This window comes from Enterocloster sp. OA13 (assembly GCF_022440595.1).
GTDB lineage: Bacteria > Bacillota > Clostridia > Lachnospirales > Lachnospiraceae > Enterocloster > Enterocloster hominis.
Genome location: NZ_JAKNTF010000001.1, coordinates 6215689 through 6237987 on the forward strand (window position 1 = coordinate 6215689; position 22299 = coordinate 6237987).

The 22299-nt window shown below is 52.2% G+C and carries 20 protein-coding genes; 19 read left to right on the plus strand and 1 reads right to left on the minus strand.

Annotated elements, in window-relative coordinates; genetic code table 11:
• Positions 1-10 precede the first annotated feature (10 nt).
• From MCJ35_RS27700 to MCJ35_RS27790, 19 genes are all read left to right on the plus strand, one after another.
• Positions 11-886 carry a carbohydrate ABC transporter permease gene (locus MCJ35_RS27700; protein WP_227794502.1) on the plus strand — a complete coding sequence of 292 codons (876 nt, stop codon included), beginning with the start codon at positions 11-13 and terminating at the stop codon, positions 884-886.
• 7 nt (positions 887-893) lie between these two features.
• Complete coding sequence (locus MCJ35_RS27705; protein WP_025484216.1) at positions 894-1727, plus strand: carbohydrate ABC transporter permease; 834 nt, start codon at positions 894-896, stop codon at positions 1725-1727.
• 29 nt (positions 1728-1756) lie between these two features.
• Complete coding sequence (locus MCJ35_RS27710; protein WP_025484215.1) at positions 1757-3859, plus strand: ADP-ribosylglycohydrolase family protein; 2103 nt, start codon at positions 1757-1759, stop codon at positions 3857-3859.
• Between the two features lie 20 nt (positions 3860-3879).
• Positions 3880-4851 (plus strand): carbohydrate kinase family protein, encoded by a 972-nt coding sequence (locus tag MCJ35_RS27715; protein ID WP_025484214.1) that lies wholly within the window; start codon positions 3880-3882, stop codon positions 4849-4851.
• A complete protein-coding gene (locus tag MCJ35_RS27720; protein WP_025484213.1) occupies positions 4848-5984 on the plus strand; it encodes an SIS domain-containing protein in 1137 nt (378 codons plus the stop codon). Before MCJ35_RS27715 ends, MCJ35_RS27720 begins: the two co-directional genes overlap by 4 nt.
• Before the next feature lie 16 nt (positions 5985-6000).
• Positions 6001-6411 (plus strand): secondary thiamine-phosphate synthase enzyme YjbQ, encoded by a 411-nt coding sequence (locus MCJ35_RS27725; protein ID WP_025484211.1) that lies wholly within the window; start codon positions 6001-6003, stop codon positions 6409-6411.
• A gap of 5 nt (positions 6412-6416) precedes the next feature.
• Positions 6417-7409, plus strand: a complete 993-nt coding sequence (locus tag MCJ35_RS27730) for a nucleoside hydrolase (RefSeq protein ID WP_051400605.1) — start codon at positions 6417-6419, stop codon at positions 7407-7409.
• Positions 7390-8157, plus strand: coding sequence for a purine-nucleoside phosphorylase (gene deoD, locus MCJ35_RS27735; RefSeq protein ID WP_025484208.1), 768 nt, complete (start codon positions 7390-7392; stop codon positions 8155-8157). The genes MCJ35_RS27730 and deoD overlap by 20 nt, the downstream gene beginning before the upstream one ends.
• Before the next feature lie 6 nt (positions 8158-8163).
• Positions 8164-9078, plus strand: a complete 915-nt coding sequence (locus MCJ35_RS27740) for a nucleoside phosphorylase (protein WP_025484207.1) — start codon at positions 8164-8166, stop codon at positions 9076-9078.
• An 8-nt stretch (positions 9079-9086) separates the two neighbouring features.
• Complete coding sequence (locus MCJ35_RS27745) at positions 9087-10043, plus strand: nucleoside hydrolase (protein ID WP_025484205.1); 957 nt, start codon at positions 9087-9089, stop codon at positions 10041-10043.
• A gap of 625 nt (positions 10044-10668) precedes the next feature.
• Positions 10669-12108 (plus strand): proline--tRNA ligase, encoded by a 1440-nt coding sequence (proS, locus tag MCJ35_RS27750; RefSeq protein ID WP_008724217.1) that lies wholly within the window; start codon positions 10669-10671, stop codon positions 12106-12108.
• A gap of 276 nt (positions 12109-12384) precedes the next feature.
• Complete coding sequence (gene ilvD / locus MCJ35_RS27755; protein ID WP_008724219.1) at positions 12385-14106, plus strand: dihydroxy-acid dehydratase; 1722 nt, start codon at positions 12385-12387, stop codon at positions 14104-14106.
• 272 nt (positions 14107-14378) lie between these two features.
• Positions 14379-14930 carry a helix-turn-helix domain-containing protein gene (locus MCJ35_RS27760; protein ID WP_008724221.1) on the plus strand — a complete coding sequence of 184 codons (552 nt, stop codon included), beginning with the start codon at positions 14379-14381 and terminating at the stop codon, positions 14928-14930.
• A gap of 205 nt (positions 14931-15135) precedes the next feature.
• A complete protein-coding gene (locus MCJ35_RS27765; RefSeq protein WP_008724223.1) occupies positions 15136-16587 on the plus strand; it encodes a Na+/H+ antiporter NhaC family protein in 1452 nt (483 codons plus the stop codon).
• Between the two features lie 88 nt (positions 16588-16675).
• The gene (locus MCJ35_RS27770) at positions 16676-17440 is read left to right on the plus strand and encodes an alpha/beta hydrolase (protein ID WP_008724224.1); all 765 of its coding nucleotides are present in this window, start codon (positions 16676-16678) and stop codon (positions 17438-17440) included.
• A 77-nt stretch (positions 17441-17517) separates the two neighbouring features.
• Entirely contained in the window at positions 17518-18882 is a 1365-nt protein-coding gene (dsdA, locus tag MCJ35_RS27775) for a D-serine ammonia-lyase (protein ID WP_025484203.1), read from the plus strand.
• A 69-nt stretch (positions 18883-18951) separates the two neighbouring features.
• Positions 18952-20226 (plus strand): CCA tRNA nucleotidyltransferase, encoded by a 1275-nt coding sequence (locus tag MCJ35_RS27780; RefSeq protein ID WP_025484202.1) that lies wholly within the window; start codon positions 18952-18954, stop codon positions 20224-20226.
• Positions 20227-20387: 161 nt separating this feature from the next.
• On the plus strand, positions 20388-20756 hold the full coding sequence (locus tag MCJ35_RS27785) for a RidA family protein (RefSeq protein ID WP_008724229.1): 369 nt from the start codon (positions 20388-20390) through the stop codon (positions 20754-20756).
• A gap of 124 nt (positions 20757-20880) precedes the next feature.
• Positions 20881-21600, plus strand: a complete 720-nt coding sequence (locus MCJ35_RS27790; RefSeq protein ID WP_008724231.1) for a SanA/YdcF family protein — start codon at positions 20881-20883, stop codon at positions 21598-21600.
• A 60-nt stretch (positions 21601-21660) separates the two neighbouring features.
• On the opposite strand, the gene MCJ35_RS27795 is transcribed toward MCJ35_RS27790, so the two are convergent.
• Complete coding sequence (locus MCJ35_RS27795) at positions 21661-22290, minus strand: flavin reductase family protein (RefSeq protein ID WP_025484200.1); 630 nt, start codon at positions 22288-22290, stop codon at positions 21661-21663.
• Positions 22291-22299 lie beyond the last annotated feature (9 nt).

Sequence of the window (22299 nt, forward strand, 5' to 3'; positions counted from 1 at the left end):
AGGGGATATCTTGAATAAGAGCCTGAAAAAAACATGGCAGTATTATATACTTCTGCTTCCCGCGCTCCTGCTCAGCTTCAGCGTAATCCTGGTTCCTGCCGTAAGGACGGTCATTACCTCCTTTACGGACTGGAACGGACTGGCAGAGGATATGAATTTTATCGGGTTTGCAAACTATAAAGCGCTGTTTACGGATCCGGGTTTCTGGAAGGTTATTTTCAACAATGTAAAATGGATGTGTATGTATCTTGTGGTACCGGTGGCCATGGGAATGGCGGCAGCCTTTTTCCTGGTAGGAAGAAGCAGAAGCAGGAATGCTTACCAGATCATATACCTGCTTCCCTACGTGATTGCACCGATTGCCAACGCGCTTATATGGCAGAGCATGATTTACAGCCCCCTTACCGGGATTGTAAGCGTGTTGAAGAAGCTGGGCCTGGCAGTATCCTCGCCCCTGTCCTCCACACGTACGGCCCTTGCAGGTGTGGCGGCAGTGGATATCTGGCATTACTGGGGGTTCCTGGCAGTTATTTATTTTTCAGCCCTTCGCCAGACACCCGGAGACCAGATTGAGGCGGCAAAGGTGGAGGGCTGCAGCGGATGGCAGCTGTTTAAGTTTGTGTATTTTCCGTGCATCAAGCCAACCTTTGTGCTGATGGCCATCCTCATTGTCATACAGTCCTTTATGAATTTTGATTATGTGTATCTTCTGACCAATGGCGGTCCGGCCAAGGCTACTGAGATGCTGGGGGTTGTCTCCTATAAGTATGCATTTAATATGATGGAACTGGGGAAGGCTTCCACTGTGGCATTGATCATGTCCCTGTTCGGTATGATTGCTTCCATTTTCTATGTGCGCCTGAATAAAAATGAAGAACAGTCTTAGGGGAGGTATGAAGGTGAAGAAACGAATACGCGGTAAATTAACAGCCCATCTTATCCTGCTGTGCCTGGCACTTATCTGTCTGCTTCCATTTGTCATGGTGCTGATAAACAGCTTCAAGAAACATAAGGATATTGTCCGGAGTCCCCTGATGGTTCAGTTCACGGCGGGCGTGGGTAATTACATGGATGCCTGGAGGGCGGCCAATTTTTCACATACCATCCTGAACAGCCTGGTGTATACGGCGTCAGCGGTGCTGATTGTCCTGTTCTGCTCCATACTGGCGGCATATGTGCTGGCAGGCAGGAAGGTAAAGGGGACCGGACTTGTAATGATGTATTTCATGTTTGCAATGACGGTTCCGGTACAGCTGTTCCTGGTGCCCCTTTACAAAACCTATGCAAAACTTGGGCTTCTGGGGAATCTGGTTGCGGTCAGCGTCATACAGGCAGCTACCAACCTGCCCCTTGCCATAACCCTCCTCAGGACATTTTTCCTGAGTATCCCTACGGAACTTGAGGAGGCGGCCAGGATGGACGGCGCGGGAACCCTGTCCGTGATACGCTACATTATTTTACCTGTAATATCGCCAGGGATTATCACGGTATCCATCATTGTGGCCCTTAACACGTGGAATGAATTCCTGGTGTCATCCACCTTCCTTATAGGAGAGAAGAATTTCACAGCCATGCTGGCCCTTTTGGCCATCAATGGGCAGAATACACAGAATTACGGCCTGAACCTGGCAGCCACGGTGACATTGGTGGGTCCCATTATCATATTCTTCCTATTAATACAGAGGAAGTTTATAGACGGCATTGTGTCCGGGTCGGTAAAAGGCTAGTTGAGTATAATTTGGAAAAGGAGCAATATATGGTCTGGAAAAAAGAATATGCGGAAAAGATATATGCCGGGGTGACCGGAAAACTGCTGGGAGTTTACCTTGGAAGGCCTGTGGAAGGCTGGTCCTATGAGAAAATCAGGGAGACCTTTGGGGAGATTTCCTATTACATACATGACAGGCTGAACCTGCCTCTGATTGTGGCTGATGATGATTTATCAGGTACCTTTGGATTTTTCAGGGCTGTGGAGGACTGCGCCGGAAGGAAGGTGACGGCAGAGGATATTGGCAACAGCTGGCTGAACTATATTATTGAGAACCGGTCCATCCTGTGGTGGGGCGGGCTGGGCAATTCCACGGAACACAGTGCCTACCTTATGCTGAAAAAGGGTATCAAGGCTCCTTTCAGCGGGGCTGCCTCCAATATCGGCAGGGTGATGTCCGAACAGATCGGGGCCCAGATATTCATGGATGCCTATGCCATGATGTGTCCGGGGGACCCTGAGGCAGCAGCCTATTATGTAGAACAGTGTGCAAGGGTATCCCATGACGGACTGGCCGTTGATGCCGCCCGCTTTTTGGGAACCATGGAGAGCATGGCGTTTGACGAGCAGGATGTGGATAAAATCATGGATGACTGCCAGCGGTTCATACAGACAGAGGACATCCGCCGCCTGCTGCACGATGTGAGGAACCTGTGTGCCGGCACAGGGGATTATCTGCAGGCGCACCAATGGTTGGAAGAGCATTATGGGTATCAGAATTTCTATGGTCCATGTCCCATGATGTCCAATCACGCCATGGTTCTTGCCTCCATCCTTCTGGGCGGGGATGATTTCCAGAAATCACTTAAGATAGCCACCACGTCTGCCTGGGATACGGACTGTAATGCAGGTAATGTGGGCTGCTTTAATGGAATCAGGCTTGGGCTGGACGCAATGGACAAGGGTGCCGACCTTCGCACTCCTGTGGCTGACAGGCTCTATATCATCACCTCTGACGGCGGTGCGGGAGTGACGGACGCAGTGACGGAATCCAGAAAAATCATTAAGGCAGCCATGGCCCGGTGTCGGGAGGAGGCTGAGCTGCCTGCGCAGAGGTACGCATTTGAACAGAGGGGAAGCCTTCAGGGATTTATGGCCTGCCCGCTATTTGCGGACAGGGCAGGACGGATCCAGGTGTCCAATGACAGCAGGTTTGGAAACCGGCCGGGGCTGAGGGTGGATTTTAATGCCCTGGCAGAGGGGGCGCCGGCCAATGTAAGCGTGGCTACCTTCCTGAACCACCATGAGGTTTATTCCAATTATGAGACATACGTGTCCCCAACCCTGTATTCAGGACAGACCGTGAAAACAGTTATATTTGCGCCTGATGGGACTGCGCCGTATGTGCGCCTGTGCGTGCACTATGTGGATGCAGTGGATAAGATGCAGGTGATGTACAGTCCTGCGTTCCGTCTGAAGAAGGGGGACAATGTACTGGAGTGGGAAGTGCCTGACACAGGCGGTATGCCGGTATGCCGGTTCGGCTATGAGTTTGGGAGTGTATACAGATACAGCTCCTATGTGGTGATACGCAGTGCGGATTGGAGTAATACCCCGAGGCGCTTCTGCCAGGAGGGAATCCTTATGAAGGATATGTGGGACTTAAATCCGTTCTGGTCACAGGCGTTTGTCGCCAGTGCAAGGAATTTCTCCCCCAACCTTAATTGTACGTACTGTATCAGCCATGATGAGGGGGAAGGTCTGGCAACCATAGGGACCAGCGATTTTACGGATTATCAGGTCACCTCCACCCTTAAGATGAGCCTTCATGACAAGGCAGGGCTGGTTGCAAGGAGTAAGGGGCATAGAAGGTTCTATGCGGCCGTGATGACGGGGATGGATAAGGTCCGTATTGTCAAACGGTGTGATGATAAACTGACAATCCTTGGAGAAGCGGGATTTGATTATGAAGAGTTCCGGGAATATGAAATGACATTCAGGGTTAAGGGCCAGGAGCTGGAACTGCTGGTAGACAAAAAGCGTCTTTTGGCCTGTCATGACAGCGACGGACCGTATACCGCCGGAGGCGCGGGTTTCCTGGTGGATACCGGCTCCATGTTCATAAAGGGCTTCTGTCTGGAACGTATATAAGGAAGCGGAGGTCTGGGGAAATGGAATATGTGATTGCATCCAGCGTTGGCACGGATAATATCTGTCTGGCTGACGGCACCAGGATGGACGGCCTGCCCGGGGGCGCCGGGATTTATGCGCTGGCCGGAATCCGCCTGTGGACACCCCATGTGGCCGTGGCTGGCGGTGTGAGCCGGGAATATGTGGAACGCCACGGAGGCTGGTATAGGGAAAATGGATTATCCATGGAGGGCCTGGTGGTGAGAAGCAGCGTGGACGCAGTGTCATGTGTGGATTACAGACAGGAGGATGACCGTACGGACCAGCCGGATATGGGATTGTGGGAATTCAGGAAGCTGGACCCTGACCTGGAGGAAGTAGGGCGGCTGTGCGGGGATGATACCAAAGGGATTTATTTTTTCAAGCATCTGGACAGGAAGTTCCTGTCCGGCATGGCCCAAATCAGGGAGCGCTATGGCTGCAGGACATTATGGGAAATATCAGAAGATGCAGCGATACCGGAACATCTGGAGGAGATTGAACATTACCTGGAGAAGACGGACCTGTTCTCCATCAACCGGCATGAGGCGTCTGTTCTATACGGTACCCATGACATGGAAGAAATCTGCCGGAGGATGGAAGGATACCGGTGTGCTGTATTTTTCCGGCAGGGAAGCCGGGGAGCTTACATGATTGCCAATAAAAGGACGGTATTCTGCCCAAGTGTGGCTGATCTCCAGGTAGTGGACCCCACAGGAGGAGGCAACAGCTCTTCTGCAGCAGTTCTGTATGCATGGAGCCAGGGATTGAGTCCTGCCTGGTGCGGGGCCATGGGAGCCGCGTCCGCGTCGGTAATCCTGGAACAGTTCGGGCCGCCCAGGCGGTTTGAACCCGAAGCGGCCCAAAGGGCGCGCAGGCGCTGGGAAGGACTGACAGCCGGATACACAGCACAGGACACCTCATCTGAGGCAGGGGGAGATGTTATTTTAGAAGGAAATGAGGGAGTGATTTGAATAATCTGAACAATGAAAATGCCATGTGCCGTCAGGTGGAAAGCCTTGCCCGGCTTATCCGTGACATATATCCGGATTTGGAGGAACAGACGCGCTCAGTGCTGACCACACCGGAAATATACATGCTGAAGAAGATTGTCCTGACAGGAAGCGGTGACTGCCATGCGGCGGCCGTGGCAGCGCAGAACATGTTTGAGAAGATGCTGGGGCTGCCTGTACAGGTAGTAAGCCCCCTGGAACTTTCCAGGTACTATCAGATGAAGTGGGTGGGGGAGACCCCCGGCGACCCGCTGGTCATTGCACTGAGTAATTCCGGAAAGGCCGCCAGGCTTTTGGAGGCTGTGAAACGGACCAGGGGCTGCGGCTCCATGGTCCTGGCAGTCACCGCGGATAAGGAATCTCCTTTGGCCGGGAATGCGGATAAAATCATTGGGATGTCTGTTCCCGGATTTGAGCGGGCGCCTGGAACCAGGACCTATATGGCTATGCTCCTGGCCCTGTACCTGATTGCAATACGGATGGGAGAGGTGCGGCTTAAGATAACCCAGGAACAGTCCGGGACATACAGGCAGAGCCTCCTTACCATGGCGGACCGGCTTGAGGAGTGCATGGATAAGTGGAAAGACGCTGTATTTTCCTATATTGAGAGGAAGAAGGATGCATGGGGGGCCGAGTTTTATGGTTCCGGTTATGACATGGGAAGCGCTGTGTACGGAAGTGAAAAAATGTATGAGGCCGCGGGGCTTCTGGCCCTGTACTCGGATACGGAAAACTGGTTCCATGTGAATTATTTCCTGCGTGCCACACAACGCACCATGACCATGGTGTTTGCTGACAAGGATAACCCTGCCCACAGCAGGACCAGGGAAATGATACAGAGGATGAATGAGATGGGACGGGATTTCCTTCTGGTGACAAATGACGGCAGCCTTAAAGGGACAGTGACAATCACACTCCCGGCTCCGGCATGTGGACTTTTATCGCCATTCCTCTCCTTTGTGCCGGCTGCGCTGGCGGCAGCGTACACGGCTGCGCTTTTGGGTGAGGAATACAGCAGGGGGTTTAAGGGGATATGGGAGGAGACACCCTCTTCCTTTACCACGGTCAACAGCCGTGAAATCATAATGGAATAATCAGGAGGCAATGGGTTTGGCAGAACACATTAGGTTCAGGACAAAAAGCAACGGAGTGACGGAGCTGACCGGACAGATTAAGGAAATAGTGGAAAACAGCGGAGTCAGGGACGGGATATGCGTGGTCTATACCACACATACCACGGGGGCGGTCACGCTTACCTCTTTTTGGGATCCGCTGGGTCATGAAGACATACAGGATGAAATCAGGCGGCTGATTCCCACAAGGGTGGATTTTAAGCATCAGCACGATACGCCTGAGGACGCGGCAGGTCATGTGAAGTCCAGCCTTATAGGCGTTTCCATGACTCTGATTGTGGAGGAGGGAAAGCTTCTTCTGGGGCATTCCCAGGGTATTTATTTCCTGGAATTTGACGGACCCAGGAACAGGGAATGCATTATAAAAGTATATGGAGATAAGGAGTAGTAGATATGATGGAGAATAAAAGAAAGCTTATTTTAGACTGTGATCCGGGTACCGATGATTCGGTGTGCATCATGATGGCGCTTACCCACCCGGACGTGGAACTGCTGGCCATTACAACGGAGAGCGGCAACCTGCCCTCTGATAAGACGGCCGCCAACGCACTGCGTATCCTGGAGCATCTGGGAAGGACCGATATACCGGTGGCCCAGGGCATGCTTCACCCTCTTGTGAGGGAGTATCCGAAAGACCCTTACTGCCATGGGGAGGATGGGCTGGGGAATCATTTCTTTCCGGAACCCGTCACAAAGGTCATTGACCGGTTTCCGGCTAATGTAATCATTGATGAAGTCATGAAATACCCGGGGGAGGTGAGCCTGGTATGTACGGCGCCCCTTACCAATGTAGCCATGGCCATCATGATGAAACCGGAGATTGTCCCTCTTATTAAAGAGATTTACCATATCGGTGGATCTTATGGATTTACGGACTATGCGTTTACCAATGCCACGGGTGACAATCCCATGAGTGAATGGAATGTGTATGTGGATCCGGAGGCGGCAAAAATTGTCTATGAGTCAGGGGTGAATATCACTACCATCGGCCTGGATGTGGCGTTTAACCCAGAGGCAGTGAACCTGAGTGACGAGACACTGGAACAGATCAGGAGGATTGGGAATCCACAGGCAAAATACGCCCTGGAAATCATTGATTACATAGATAAGAATAACTCCATAGAAGAACAGGGGATCTACATCAACGGTCCGATTGATACAACAGCCATGTGTTCGTTCCTATGCCCGGACATGCTTACCACAAAGGAAATCAAGGTGGCTGTGGATACCGGCAGCCAGCTGACAAGAGGAATGACCATCTGGGACAGAAGGGACCATTTCCGCTGGGAGGATCTGCATACCATCCGGTCGGCGGTATCCATTGACAGCGATATGTATCAGAAAGTATTCGTGGAGGCGCTGGGCAATGCCGCAGGAGAATCATAAGACAGATGAAAAGGGCAGAAGGACTCCCACCATCCATAACCAGGCCTGTAACGGGGATATTGCCCCGGTTGTGCTGATGCCGGGGGATCCGGTGAGGGCAGAGTATATTGCATGCAGGTATCTGGACGGAGCGCGTCTGGTCAGCAATGTAAGACGTATCTGCGCATATACGGGCAGTTACCGGGGAAAGCCGGTTTCTGTTATGGCCAGTGGCATGGGCGCAGGCTCCATGGGCATTTATTCCCATGAATTATATGACTGTTACGGAGTGGAGCAGATTATCCGGGTGGGGTCGGCAGGCGGCCTCAGCCCTCAGCTCTCGCTGGGGGACGTGGTCATAGGACTGGCGTCCTCCACGGACAGCGGTTACGCAGACCATCTGAAGCTTCCCGGCACATTGGCGCCGTGTGCGGACTTTGGCCTGATTAACCGCACGGTGGCTGCTGCCAGGGAACTGTCGGTGCCTGTGAAGGTGGGGATGCTTTTCTCGGGTGCTGCCTTCCATTATGGACAGGATGTATTTGAGGCATGGCGGGACATTGGCGCCCTGGCCGTGGAAATGGAATCCGCGGCCCTGTACACCAATGCGGCCAGGCTTGGGAAAAAGGCAGTGGCATTGTGTACAATATCCGATATGATATTTACAGAGGAACATTTAAGCCCTGAGGAGAGGGAAGTGAGTTTCGGGAACATGATACGCATGGCCCTGGAGGCAGCGGTGTCCCAGGAGATTGACGGGAGGGTGTAGGTTACAATGGAACATGAGAAGAGGGCATCCGTGGAATTGATGCATGAAAGATATGAATATTGGGAAAACGTGCCAAAGCCAGGCCTGTTCATTGACGGAAAGCCAGCCATTACCCAGATTGACAAAGGAATGATTGGGGACTATATGCTGATTACGGTAAGGGACCCGCTGGCCGCGTACGGGAAAGACCCGGCTGAACTGATTGCAGAACGTCTTGATCAGCCTGTGCTGGCCGGTAAATCGGGCATGTTCACCACTTATACCGGTTTTTATAAAGGCGCCCGGATATCGGTGTGCAGCGGGGGAAGCGGTTCTCCGGAAGTAGAGCTGGCGCTGAATGATTTTATGGAGTACACGGACTGCAGCACATTCATCCGCGTGGGTTCTGCAGGCGGCGTGTCTGAAAAGGCTGAAATAGGGGACTGCATCATATCAAGCGGCGTATTCCGGGAGGATGGTACGTCCAAGGCGTACATCGGTCATGGATTCCCTGCATACTGCCACTATGAGGTGGTAACTGCCATGATTCAGGCGGCCCGCCGCCTGGGAAAGGCACATAAACTGGGGGTGACTGCCTGTATGGACAGTGATTTTGTAGGGAATGGAAGACCTAGCGTAGGCGGTTATATGCAGCCGTGGAACATTGAGAAGCTGGGGACCTACAACCGTGCCGGAATCCTGTGTACGGACAGGGAATCCTCCATTGTCATGACCATGTGCAACCTGTTTGGCAGACGGGGCGGGGCTGTATTCCATATTACGGATAATATCATCACAGGCGGGAAATTTAAGGAAGGTTCAGGCACGGATGATGCCACCGAACTGGTGCTGGAAGGGATTGCGCTGCTTCATGAGATGGATATGCAGAAGGCTGCGGCAGGAGAAACGCTCTGGAACCCGGATTTGGTTCAAGGCCGGTGAGGAGGATTATGGATAGACGGCTTCATTTCCCAAAAGGGATGGTGGACGTGGTGCTGGACACGGACACCTATAACGAGGTGGATGACCAGTTTGCCCTGGCATATATGCTGTGTTCCGGGGATAAGCTGAATGTGAAGGGGATATCAGCGGCCCCGTTCCACAACAGCCGTTCCTGCGGACCGGGGGATGGGATGGAGAAAAGCTTTCAGGAGATTCACCGGATATTGGAACTGATGGGACGGGAGGATATGAAGGAGGTAGTGTACCGGGGGGCAGACCGTTTCCTGGATGCGGGAGACGGCGGCAGGGATTCAAATGCCTCATCCGTGCATCCGGCAGAAAGTGCTGCTGCCAGACATCTGATAGGGCTTTCCTGTTCTTACTCAGCGGACAATCCGTTATATGTCATCTCCATTGCGGCTGCCACCAATGTGGCATCGGCACTTCTTATGGACCCGTCCATAAGGGAACGGATTGTTGTGGTGTGGCTGGGAGGGAATGGGCTTCACTGGCCCCATAACCGGGAGTTTAACCTGGAACAGGATGTGACCGCTGCACGGGTCGTGCTGGGAAGCGGGGTTCCTGTCATTCTTCTTCCCTGCCAGGGCGTGGTGTCAGGTTTTTCCCTTACAAGGCCTGAACTGGAATACTGGCTTAAGGGAAGGAATCCGCTGTGCGATTATCTGGTGGAAACGGTGTGTTCCTATATGGAAGGAAAGGACTGCCTTCCCACCTGGAGCAAGACCATATGGGATGTGACGGCAGTGGCATGGCTGGTGGACGGGCGGTTCATGGACAGCCGCATGGAACATTGCCCGCTTCCGGGGAATGACGGAAGATGGATGGAAAAACGCTGCGCACATGAAATAAGATATGTATACCATATCAACAGGGATGTATTATTTTACGATTTATTTAAAAAGCTGTCTGCCGGGCAGGGTACCTCGGATGTTGTTCACGATTAAGCATTGACAAAGTCATGATTCTGGCGTAAAATCAACAATACGTAAAAGAATCATCCCAGGGCGTGTTTGGATTCCATGACAGGCCCGGACCATGATGTTATATGAATAGATGACAGACAGCGATGAAGGGGAATAGTAAGCCTGGTGCACGTCACAGAGAGAGGACTCACGGTGGAAGGTCCTTACGCCCGCATATGCCCAACCAGCCCTGGAGCTTTGTATGATGAATGCAACGTATATCCGGCGTTAACGGATAATGAGAGAGCAGGATGGATCAGTACAGGCATATGTGTTCTGCATGGATGATGCAGCGCAATGGAATTGCAGTTCCGCGTAAGCGCAGATTTATGGAATTACAGATTTGTGGAATTGCAGATTTGTGTAATTGCAGCGCCGCGTAATGCAGGAGTGCCATACGGATTCCGGAAGCTAACTTGGGTGGTACCGCCGAGTCATTCGGTCCCTTGCGTAGATATAACGCATGGGATTTGGATGGCTCTTTTTGCGTGATGAGGAGGCGGATCAGCCGGAGCAGGGCGTGTTGGAACATACATTCCCGCCATTCCTGGCGGCTGCCTCGGTAAAACTAAAGGATACAGAGAGAATCAGAAAAGGAGAATGAGTCATGGCAGACAACAAGAAGATGGTTGAAGCCATCACATCCATGGACGTGGATTTTGCCCAGTGGTATACGGATGTGGTGAAGAAAGCTGAGCTGTGCGATTATGCCAGCGTAAAAGGGTGTATGGTAATCAAGCCCGCAGGATATGCGATTTGGGAAAACATCCAGAATGAGCTGGACAGAAGGTTTAAGGAGACAGGGGTACAGAACGTGTATATGCCTATCTTCATACCGGAGAGCCTGTTGGAAAAGGAAAAGGACCACGTGGAAGGATTTGCGCCCGAGGTTGCATGGGTGACACATGGAGGCCTGGAGCCATTACAGGAGCGCATGTGTGTCAGACCTACCTCAGAGACACTGTTCTGTGATTTCTATGCAAAGGATATCCATTCCTACCGCGATCTGCCAAGGGTATACAACCAGTGGTGTTCGGTTGTGCGCTGGGAGAAGACAACCCGTCCCTTCCTGCGTTCCAGGGAGTTCCTGTGGCAGGAAGGCCACACGGCCCACGCGACAGCCGAGGAAGCCGAGGCAAGGACCATCCAGATGCTGAATGTGTACGCAGCCTTCTGTGAGGAAGTGCTGGCAATCCCTGTCATCAAGGGCCAGAAGACAGATAAGGAGAAATTCGCGGGCGCAGAGGCAACCTATACCATTGAGTCCCTGATGCATGACGGCAAGGCGCTTCAGTCCGGAACCAGCCATAACTTCGGGGATGGCTTTGCAAAGGCATTCGATATCCAGTTCACTGACAAGGATAATACCCTTAAGTATGTGCACCAGACCTCTTGGGGCATGACCACGCGTATGATTGGCGCCCTGATCATGGTGCATGGCGATGACAACGGTCTGGTCCTTCCGCCAAGGATTGCGCCGGTACAGGTTATGATCGTACCTGTACAGCAGCAGAAGGAAGGCGTGCTTGACAAGGCATTCCAGCTGGAGGACCGTCTTAAGAAGGCCGGATTCTCTGTTAAGACAGATGATTCTGAGAAGAGCCCGGGCTGGAAGTTCGCTGACTGTGAGATGCGCGGTATCCCCCTGCGTGTGGAAATCGGACCAAAGGACATGGAGAAGAACCAGGCTGTCCTGGTACGCCGCGATACCCATGAGAAATCCTTCATTTCCCTGGATGAACTGGAGACAAAGGTTTCTGAGATGCTTGATACCATCCAGAAGGCTATGTACGACAAGGCCAAGGCCCACAGGGATTCCCACACCTACGAAGCGGTTGAGTGGGATGGATTCGTGGACACCATTAACAATAAGCCCGGGTTTGTAAAGGCAATGTGGTGTGGATGCCAGGAGTGCGAGGATAAGATTAAAGAGGAAACAGGAGCCACCTCCAGGTGCATGCCTTTTGAACAGGAGAACCTGTCTGATACATGTATCTGCTGTAAAAAACCGGCTAAGAAGATGGTTTACTGGGGACGTGCGTATTAAAAGGCGGCAGATGGACTGTTTTTTGCAGATGATATAGATAATGGATATTGGATAATTGAATCATAAATAATAGAGATACTCACTGAAGGTATGAAAAGGGAACCCTATAAGGCATTATGGGGTTCTCTTTTTATACCATAAGAAATTATTTTATGGTAAAAGAAGAAAAATACATCTGATGTATTGATAATATTTTGGATAAATGATATAGTAATATCAAAAGTAGTCAGATGTTTAAGGGCAATAGATGATAAGACGATTAGGAGGTATTTTATTATGGAACTGAACAGTCAGAGAGTAAGGGGCCTGGCGCCGGAGAATGACCCGTTAAAGATTGGCATGGGATGGAGCGTGGAGGATCTTGACAAGCCGCAGATCATGGTGGAAAGCACCTTTGGCGACAGCCATCCGGGAAGCGCCCATCTGGACCGGTTTGTCAATGAGGCATTGAGGGGGATTGCGGACGCGGGAGGAAAGGGCGCGAGGTATTTTACGACAGATATCTGCGATGGCATAGCCCAGGGCCACGATGGAATCAATTACTCCCTTGTCCACCGGGACATGATTGCCAATATGATAGAGATCCACGGCAATTCAACGGGATTTGACGGCGGCATCTTCATTGCCAGCTGCGATAAGTCCGTGCCCGCCTGTCTCATGGGTCTGGCAAGGCTTGACATGCCCTCCATCGTGGTGACCGGAGGCGTGATGGATGCAGGCCCGGACCTTCTGACACTGGAGCAGATCGGGGCTTATTCCGCCATGTGCCAGAGAGGGGAAATCACAGAAGAAAAGCTTACTTATTATAAACACAACGCATGTCCGTCCTGCGGCGCCTGCTCCTTCATGGGGACAGCCTCCACCATGCAGGTCATGGCTGAATCCCTGGGACTTATGCTTCCCGGTTCCGCGCTGATGCCGGCCACCTGTGAGGATTTAAAAGAAGTGGCCTATAAGGCAGGGCTTCAGGTCATGGAACTGGCAAGGAAGGGCATTAAGGTCAGCGACATCGTTACCATGAAGTCATTTGAGAATGCCATCATGGTCCATGCCGCGATTTCCGGCTCCACGAATTCGCTGCTGCACATACCCGCCATTGCCCATGAGATGGGCCTTGAGCTTGACGGGGATACCTTTGACCGTATGCACAGGGGCGCCCACTATCTTCTGGATATCCGCCCCGCAGGCAAGTGGCCTGCACAGTTCTTCTATTATGCGGGCGGTGTCCCTGCTGTCATGGAGGAAATCAAATCCATGCTCCATCTGGATGTGATGACCGTGACAGGCAGGACTCTGGGCGAGAACCTGGAAGAACTGAAGTCCAACGGTTTCTATGACAAGTGCGAAGGGTATCTGAAAAAGTGGGGGCTTAAAAGGACCGATGTAATCCGTACATTTGAAGAGCCGATTGGAACAGACGGGACCGTGGGTATCTTAAGGGGCAACCTGGCGCCGGAAGGCTCTGTGGTAAAACACTCCGCTGTTCCCAAGGAGATGTTCCAGGCGGTCCTGAAGGCAAAGCCGTTTGACTGTGAGGAGGATGCCATCGAAGCTGTCATATCCAGGAAAATACAGCCAGGGGATGCGGTATTCATCCGCTATGAGGGACCAAAAGGCTCCGGCATGCCGGAAATGTTCTACACCACGGAAGCCATTTCATCTGACCCTGAACTGGGTAAGAGCATTGCATTGATTACGGACGGCCGTTTTTCCGGCGCCTCCAAGGGACCGGCAATCGGACACGTTTCACCGGAGGCGGCAGAGGGAGGTCCCATTGCCCTGGTGGAGGAAGACGACCTGATTCGGATTGACATACCGGGACGGGTCCTGGAAATCATTGGCGTAAAGGGAAGGGAACTTCCGGCAGAGGAAGTGGAGCGGATTCTTGCAGAGCGCAGAAAAGCATGGAAACCAAAAGAGGCAAAGTATAAAAAGGGAGTGCTTAAGATTTTCTCAGAACATGCGGTGTCACCTATGAAGGGCGGGTATATGGTGTAAAACTGGAAGCGGTGGGGGAATGAACTGAAAATAAGTGGAAATAATTGGGAGAAAACCGCCGGTGCCGGTGCTGGGGGTGGGAGCGTCAGTATCAGGGAAATGGAACCGCCAGGGGCGGGGGCGGAACCGTCAGGCCCTGTGTCAGGCAGGCGCCTGCCCGTCCCCCTGGAAATGCCTGTTTCTAGGAAAAAACATGGCAGCCTGTTCAGATATATGATATGATTATCCCATACCTACGGTTGAGAAGAAAATATCAGGGAGTTGTTTGCTATATGGAGGACATAAATTTAGGGAAAAAAGTCCAGGATTTCCGGAACAAAAGCGGGATGAGCCTGCGGGAACTGGCAAAAAGGTCCGGACTTACGGCATCCATGTTAAGCCAGATTGAACGGGATCTGGTAAATCCGTCCATCGGAACGCTGAAGGCCATTGCACAGGCCCTGGATGTGCCCATGTTCAAGTTTTTTAAGGATGATGAACCCCAGGTGCAGATGATTGTGAGAAGAGGGGAGAATAAGACCATCGGCCATCCGGATGCGGACCTGGCTTATACGCTTCTGACCCCGGATGTGCGCGGCAGTATTGAATTCTGCATGATGTCCATACCGCCGGGTCTGACTTCGGGCAGGAATCCACAGGAGCATGTGGGGGAGGAAGTGGCCTACGTAGTCCGCGGAAGCGTGGAAATCAATGTTGCAGGTGTATCCTACCAGCTGGAAGAAGGGGACAGCATCCGTATCCCTCCCCAGACAGCACACCAGTGGATGAACCAGGGAGGAACCGTTGTGCAGGTTATATTCGCAATCACTCCCCCAAGCTTTTAACCATATAGGACTATACAGCATGATGTAAAGCTGCGGTTAACAAAGACCGTAGCTTTTTTGTTGCTAATACACACAATGTGGTTAAAAACATGCTAAAATAATAAAAATATAGCTAAACAGTATTTACTTTTTGTAAAGTGTGTATTAATATATAGTTAAGCTGTAATTAACAAATGTTGAACAAAAGCGAAAGGAGCAAACAGGTATGGAAAAGGAAAAGAAGTTGGAGTTTTATGGAGGCAATGGCATGTCGCTGGTACCCTTTGTTGTATTCATTGTGATTACAATCGGGCTGTCATTCATCAATGCGGCAGATCTTAATATGATGATAGCCTCCGGCGTAATCGGATTGATTGTGGGGATGCTTATTGTAAAGGATAAGCCCAGGTACTGGGATATCGTACTGGAGGGGCTGGGGGATAAGATGGCGATGACAGCCGTCCTTATCTGGCTGGTGGTCGGTATCTATGGTTCCATCTTAAAGTCAGGCCATCTGGTAGAAGGACTTGTATGGCTCAGTGTTAAGCTGCATTTATCAGGCGCAGGCTTCTGTGTGGCAACCTTCCTGTTTTCAGCCACCTTTGCCCTGGCAACGGGCGCTGCCTTCGGCACCGTGGCAGCCATGAGCTACATCCTGTATCCGGTCGGTATCCTGATGGGCTGTAACCCGGCTGTCCTTGGCGGGGCCATTATCTCAGGGGCTATTTTCGGAGACAACATAGCGCCTGTGTCCGACACCACCATCGTATCCACCACGGGCCAGACCTATAGGAAGAAGTCAGGCAGCGCTGAAATCGGCGGGGCTGTAAAGGACCGTTCCAAGTATGTGATTGTTACATTTATCATATCCATCGTACTGTATGCCATCTTCGGCGGCGCTAAGAGCGGACAGGGGCTGGATACCAGTGTGGCGGCGTCACTTCTTGCAGAGAACCAGAATCCCGCAGGTCTTCTCATGCTGATTCCCACGGTGATTGTCATCGGGATGGCAGTTATGGGAAACAACCTGTTCGTGACCCTTCCAGTGGGCATCATCATTGCTGTCATTGTGGGCATTGGAGGCGGCCTGTTTGGATTTGCCGACCTGTTCCGCATTGAGAACGGAACCGCCATGGGCGCGCTGCCGGACGGCGTGGCCGGAATGTTAAGCGTGTGTATCCTGCTGATGGTTGTGGTATCCATGGGTTCCCTTCTGATTACCAGCGGTTACATGGAAGAGCTGGTTGAACGTCTCAGCAGGAACATTAAGACCACCAGGGGTGCGGAACTGCTTATCTTCCTGTTCAGCAGCGTGTTCTCCGTGCTGATCAGCGCCATCAACACCATTCCCAACATCTGTGCATCACCGCTGGTTAACGCGGTTGGACAGAAGGCCAAGCTTCATCCGTACCGCAGGGCCAATTTCCTGGCAGTGGCATGTGACTCTTTTAATGCGTGTATGCCCTTTGGCGGAAGCGTATTGCTTTTGTTAGGTATCATGAAGACATTGTCAACCACCTATGATTTTGTGGAGGTGCTGTCACCTAACGCGTTCCTGTTTACCTGCTTCTATCCATGTATCCTGTGGTTTGTGATGCTGTTTGCCGTCCTGGTGGGCTGGGGCCGTATCTACGAAGGGGAGAACGGAGAGCCTGTAAAGGAAGAGCCGGAGGACTGACGGACAGATAAAGGAAGAGCCGGAGGACTGACGGACGGATAAAGGAAGAGCCAAGGGACTGGCAGAAGAATAAAGGAGGAAGCTGAACGTGATTGAGGCATTTACATTAAAGAGCAGGGGAAAGGACATGGTCTGCCTGCTGGAGTACGCTGACCCGTCTGTGCGCGGGAAAAAGGTAATACTCTACAAGCATGGCTTTTTTGGAAACAAAATAACCCCCCACCGCATCATGGTGGCCGCAAGCCACAGACTCCAGCAGGAGGGATATACCATCTGCCGTTTTGACTGCGTGGGAGCAGGGGACAGCGAGGGCGACAGCCATTATACAACCATTTATGGGGAGATTGAAGACACAAAGGTGGTGCTGCACTGGATTGAGGAACAGCTGAAACCGGAGAAGTTCATGATTCTGGGTTACAGTATGGGCGCCATTGTCACATCGGTGCTGTGCGGCGAGGTGCCTCTTGAAGGCATCCTGCTGTGGAGCCCGTGCAGTGAGCCGTACAGCAACTTCCGCCATCTGCTGGGCCAGGAGATATTTGAAGAGGGGCTTCGGGGAAATGACGTGGATTTCATGGGCGACCTGGTTCCTCATGAGTTCTTCGTGGGACTGGATGCGCCGGAGATTGACCCCTTAGCAGCCATCAGGGACTTTAGGAAACCGCTGAGGCTGATACAGGGCGATGGGGATAAGGATGTGCCGGTATATAATTCAGGAAGATATGAAGAAACCGTTCCCGGCGCAATACGCCATGTAGTCCCTGGGGCCACCCATGGGTACGACAAGGTTTCATGGCAGGAGGAACTGCTTGAGTATACGATGAGATATGTAAAAGACATAATGGAAGATTAAAAAGAATGAAAAGGCCCGGCCCTGCGGTATATCCTTCCGCGGGGCGGTCCTGTATGCGGAAAGGACGGAGTATTGACATGATAGAGAATGTGCAGGAGTTAAAGGAAGCATATCCTTTGATGAAAGAGATGGAAGCCGGCAAAGAGGTTATATGGATGAATCCCGGCCTCTCGGACTTGAAAACAGCCATGGAGGGCGTAACACTTTCCATGGATGATATAGATGACGCTGAAAACAGATGGGCGCGTTTTGCGCCGTTTATCAGGAAAATGTTTCCGGAAACAGAAGCAGCGGGCGGCCTGATTGAGTCGCCCCTGCGCCGGATTGACAGGATGAAGGACTGCCTTAACCGCAAGTGGGGGGCAGGGCTTGAAGGGAGTCTCATGCTTAAGATGGACAGCAATCTGGCGGTGGCGGGTTCCGTCAAGGCGCGGGGCGGCATCTATGAGATACTGAAGCATTCAGAGGACCTGGCGCTGGAACATGGCATGATAACGGTGGATGATGACTATGAAAAGTTTGCCCTTCCCCAATTCAGGGAGTTCTTTGGGAAACACTCCATCCATGTAGGCTCCACCGGGAACCTGGGATTATCCATCGGCATCATCAGCGCTGCCCTTGGCTATGATGTGACGGTACATATGTCCATGGATGCAAAGCAGTGGAAAAAGGACCTGCTGCGCCAGAAAGGTGTCCGTGTGATGGAATATGCCTCTGACTACAGTGAGGCGGTGAAAAATGGAAGGAAGCTGGCAGAGGAAGACCCCATGAGCTACTTTGTGGACGATGAAAATTCGGTTAACCTGTTCCTGGGATATTCCGTTGCAGCCAAACGCCTGAAGGTACAGCTTGCCGGCGCAGGGGTGGCCGTGGATGAGGAACATCCCCTGTTTGTCCATATCCCCTGCGGTGTGGGGGGCGCGCCCGGAGGCGTGGCATTTGGCTTAAAACAGGTGTTTGGCGATTCTGTGTACTGCTTTTTCCAGGAACCGGTACAGGCGCCCTGCATGCTGCTGGGAGTGATGACCGGGCTTCATAATGACATCTGCGTGCAGGATATCGGCCTTTCCGGCCTGACCGCCGCAGACGGCCTGGCTGTGGGACGCCCGTCCAAGTTTGTGGGAAAGACAGTGGCGCGGATGCTGGCAGGGGAATTTACCATTGAAGATGACAACCTTTACCGCTTTATGGGGGATTTGATGGACGAGGAAGGGATTTTCATAGAGCCAAGCTCCTGCGCATCCTTTGCAGGGCCTGCAAGGCTGTGTTCCTCGCCGGAGGGCAGGGCGTTCCTGGAGCATTTTGACCTGGACCGGAACATGGGGAACGCCACCCATATTGCCTGGGCCACCGGAGGGAACCTGGTGCCGGAAGAGGTGCGCAGGCAGTATTATGGGAAGAGCAGGGAACTGGGGCTGGAAAATGCAGCAAAAAGCTGTTAAAATAGAGCACATGGAAAGTTTAGCGCTTTGTCCATAGTACTATAAACCGGAAAAGGATGCTGTCACACAATGGAAATCAAGATTCCCGCTCCCGCAGAGGAGATTCTGACAAAACTGAATGATAATGGATACGAGGCATATGTGGTTGGAGGCTGTGTCAGGGATATGATCCTTGGCCGGGAGCCGGGGGACTGGGATATCACCACCAGCGCCCTGCCGGAGCAGGTGAAGCAGGTATTCCGCCGTACCGTTGATACGGGAATCCAGCATGGCACGGTGACGGTCATGATGGGGGATGAAGGATATGAAGTGACCACCTACCGGATTGACGGGGAATATGCAGATGGACGCCACCCCGACAGCGTGACCTTCACTCCCAGCCTGACGGAAGACCTGAAACGCCGGGATTTTACCATTAACGCCATGGCTTATAATGGGAATACTGGTTTGGTGGATGAGTTTGGAGGTATGGATGACCTGGACAGGGGAATCATACGCTGTGTGGGGGAACCCATGGACCGGTTCAGCGAGGATGCCCTGAGGATCCTGAGGGCAATCCGTTTCTCGGCCCAGCTGGGATTTACCATTGAAGGGCGCACATATGAGGCCATCCGCGCCATTGCCCCGAATATGGTACATGTGAGCAAGGAGCGCATCCAGGTGGAGCTGACCAAGCTTCTGTTAAGCCCCAACCCCGGGCATATTAACATGGTGTATGAGACAGGCATCAGCCCTTACGTATCGGAAACCTTCCATAAGGTGTACTGCCGGGAGGACGACGGGGGTTTGGATGAGGGGGAGCAGGTGGAACGTGAAGATGGGAAAATGTTTTTTGTCATACCGGCCATACCGGCCCAGGTTCCGCCTGTCAGGCATATGCGCTGGGCTGCATTCTTAAGGAAGTGTCCGCCGGATGAGGCGGTGAGGATCCTTAAGGATTTAAAACTGGATAATGATACAATTAACCGGGTGAGGACGCTGGTATCATGGCAGGACTATAGGCTGGGGCCGGATAAGTATTCCATCCGCACCGCCATGAGCCGGATGGAACCGGATCTGTTCGATGATCTGCTGGATTTCAGGATGTGCCTGGCGCAGATGGAATCGGAAGGAAATAAGACGTGCCAGGAGCATTTAGCGCATACGGCAATGCTTGTGGATGAAATCCGGCGGGACGGGGACTGCATCAGCCTGAAAACCCTGGCAGTAGGCGGCAATGACATCATAAAAGCAGGCGTAAAACCTGGCAAAGAGGTGGGGCTGGCCCTGGCGCGGCTTTTGGAGATGGTGCTTGAGGAGCCGGGGCGCAATACAAAGGAATACCTGCTCCAACATCTTGTATAAAATTCCATACCCGGTCCAGATATGGGGATTATCTATTGCAACATTTTCAATAATTAGATATAATGATTCTGGGGTTCGCGTAATCGCGGAGAATGAAAAATAATATTATGGGGAATATATGAAAGTACGGGCATTTCCCCTAAACTGAAGGAGGATTTAAAATGAACGTAATCAGTACAGAAAAAGCACCAGGCGCAATCGGACCATATTCCCAGGGATTTGAAGTAAACGGAGTTGTATACACATCCGGACAGATTCCTGTAAACCCAGCAGACGGCAATGTTCCGGAAGGAATCGCAGCACAGGCTGAGCAGAGCTGCAAGAATGTGGGCGCTATCCTGGAAGCAGCAGGCAGCGGCTATGACAAGGTATTTAAGACCACCTGCTTCCTGGCAGACATGGGTGACTTTGCCACATTTAACGAAGTGTATGCCAAGTATTTCACTTCCAAGCCAGCCAGAAGCTGTGTTGCAGTCAAGACCCTTCCAAAGGGCGTGCTGTGTGAAATCGAAGCAATCGCTGTTAAATAAGGGATGAACTGACAGATCCATAAAGCCGCATTTTCCTGTAGTCATGCACGGGAAGTGCGGCTTTGTTCATATTAAGAAGAGGAACTGGTAAACTGACATGACGGCTGATAAGGAGGCTTGCGGTATGAAGAAAAAGAAGATTGTGGGAAAAGCAGTCAGGGTTTTTCTGGTTTTGGCGCTGGCAGGATGCCTGGTCCTGTTCCTGGTGAACCTTTATATCATCAGGAAAGAGGAAAAATACATTGTATCCGCGGAGGAAGCCCGGGCCTTTGAGGACGTGGACTGCATCATGGTGCTGGGCTGCGGCGTCAGGCCGGACGGCAGTCCCTCAGGGATGCTGAATGACCGTCTGGTCCAGGGAATCAGTCTTTATAAGGAGGATGTCTCTGACCGGCTCCTTATGAGCGGTGACCATGGCAAGGTGAATTATGATGAAGTGAACCTGATGAAGCAGTTTGCCATTGACAGGGGAGTGCCCTCCGAGAACATTTTCATGGACCATGCAGGCTTTTCCACCTATGAGAGCATGTACCGGGCCAGGGACATTTTCCAGGTGAAGAAAATTGTAATCGTGACCCAGCGCTACCATATGTACCGCGCCCTTTATGTGGCCCAGGCCATGGGCATGGAGGCTTACGGCGTGGCCTCGGACCCCAGGACCTACGGCGGTCAGAAGATGCGGGACCTGCGGGAGCTGCTGGCCCGCCCCAAGGACATGCTCTATACCGTCGTGATGCCTAAGCCCACTTATCTTGGGGATGCGATTCCTGTAAGCGGCGATGGCAATGTGACCAATGACAGGGAGGAGAACCGGGGGAAGAATGCTTCGGAATCCGGGAAGTAAGGACATTAAAAAGGTGCCCGGCCATGATGAAGGCCGGACACGGGATGGAAGGGGCATGGATTAAAGCTTTACGAAGTAGCTGGCATCCTTGCCGCACACGGGACAGATGAAATCATCGGGCAGGGTATCGGATTCCAGGATGTAGCCGCATACACTGCACCGGTAACCCACGGTCCTGCCTGCATTTTCCTGGTAGGAAGGCGCGTTTGGCGGTGTGGATCCGTTTTTCTTTACATGGTAATCGGAATAGGTGAGGCCGGGAGTCTTCTCATCCATGACTTCTGCTTCCTCTACCTCGCCGATTATGATCACATGGGTTCCCACATCCAGGGTGGAGATGACCCGGCAGGCAAAACGGGCGCAGACGCCCTGGGTGGGATATGGGTTATGAAGGCCGTCACGTCCCTGGGGCAGGCCGTCGTACTTGTTCACATCCCTGCCGCTCTGGAAACCGAACCGCTTAATCAGGTCCATTTCCACATCATCTGATAAGACCACCCCGGAAAATGTGCCGGATGTCTCAATCAGTTTTAATGTATGATTGTTCTTGTTCAGTGCAATGGAAAGCCTTGCAGGCGAGGAAGTGACCTGGGCCATGGTGTTGATGACACAGCCGCCGTTCTTTCCGTCCGCGCTGCTGGATACGATGTAGACACCATAGTTTAGTTTGAAAAATGCTTTTGAATCCATAAAATATAA

What these genes read in the sequence shown, in the direction of transcription:
- MCJ35_RS27705 (WP_025484216.1), top strand. Translation starts at nt 894, where the DNA reads ATGAAGGTGAAGAAACGAATACGCGGTAAATTAACAGCCCATCTTATC.
- MCJ35_RS27710 (WP_025484215.1), top strand. Translation starts at nt 1,757, where the DNA reads ATGGTCTGGAAAAAAGAATATGCGGAAAAGATATATGCCGGGGTGACC.
- MCJ35_RS27715 (WP_025484214.1), top strand. Translation starts at nt 3,880, where the DNA reads ATGGAATATGTGATTGCATCCAGCGTTGGCACGGATAATATCTGTCTG.
- MCJ35_RS27730 (WP_051400605.1), top strand. Translation starts at nt 6,417, where the DNA reads ATGATGGAGAATAAAAGAAAGCTTATTTTAGACTGTGATCCGGGTACC.
- deoD (WP_025484208.1), top strand. Translation starts at nt 7,390, where the DNA reads ATGCCGCAGGAGAATCATAAGACAGATGAAAAGGGCAGAAGGACTCCC.
- MCJ35_RS27740 (WP_025484207.1), top strand. Translation starts at nt 8,164, where the DNA reads ATGGAACATGAGAAGAGGGCATCCGTGGAATTGATGCATGAAAGATAT.
- MCJ35_RS27745 (WP_025484205.1), top strand. Translation starts at nt 9,087, where the DNA reads ATGGATAGACGGCTTCATTTCCCAAAAGGGATGGTGGACGTGGTGCTG.
- proS (WP_008724217.1), top strand. Translation starts at nt 10,669, where the DNA reads ATGGCAGACAACAAGAAGATGGTTGAAGCCATCACATCCATGGACGTG.
- ilvD (WP_008724219.1), top strand. Translation starts at nt 12,385, where the DNA reads ATGGAACTGAACAGTCAGAGAGTAAGGGGCCTGGCGCCGGAGAATGAC.
- MCJ35_RS27760 (WP_008724221.1), top strand. Translation starts at nt 14,379, where the DNA reads ATGGAGGACATAAATTTAGGGAAAAAAGTCCAGGATTTCCGGAACAAA.
- MCJ35_RS27765 (WP_008724223.1), top strand. Translation starts at nt 15,136, where the DNA reads ATGGAAAAGGAAAAGAAGTTGGAGTTTTATGGAGGCAATGGCATGTCG.
- dsdA (WP_025484203.1), top strand. Translation starts at nt 17,518, where the DNA reads ATGATAGAGAATGTGCAGGAGTTAAAGGAAGCATATCCTTTGATGAAA.
- MCJ35_RS27780 (WP_025484202.1), top strand. Translation starts at nt 18,952, where the DNA reads ATGGAAATCAAGATTCCCGCTCCCGCAGAGGAGATTCTGACAAAACTG.
- MCJ35_RS27785 (WP_008724229.1), top strand. Translation starts at nt 20,388, where the DNA reads ATGAACGTAATCAGTACAGAAAAAGCACCAGGCGCAATCGGACCATAT.
- MCJ35_RS27790 (WP_008724231.1), top strand. Translation starts at nt 20,881, where the DNA reads ATGAAGAAAAAGAAGATTGTGGGAAAAGCAGTCAGGGTTTTTCTGGTT.
- MCJ35_RS27795 (WP_025484200.1), bottom strand. Translation starts at nt 22,290, where the DNA reads ATGGATTCAAAAGCATTTTTCAAACTAAACTATGGTGTCTACATCGTA.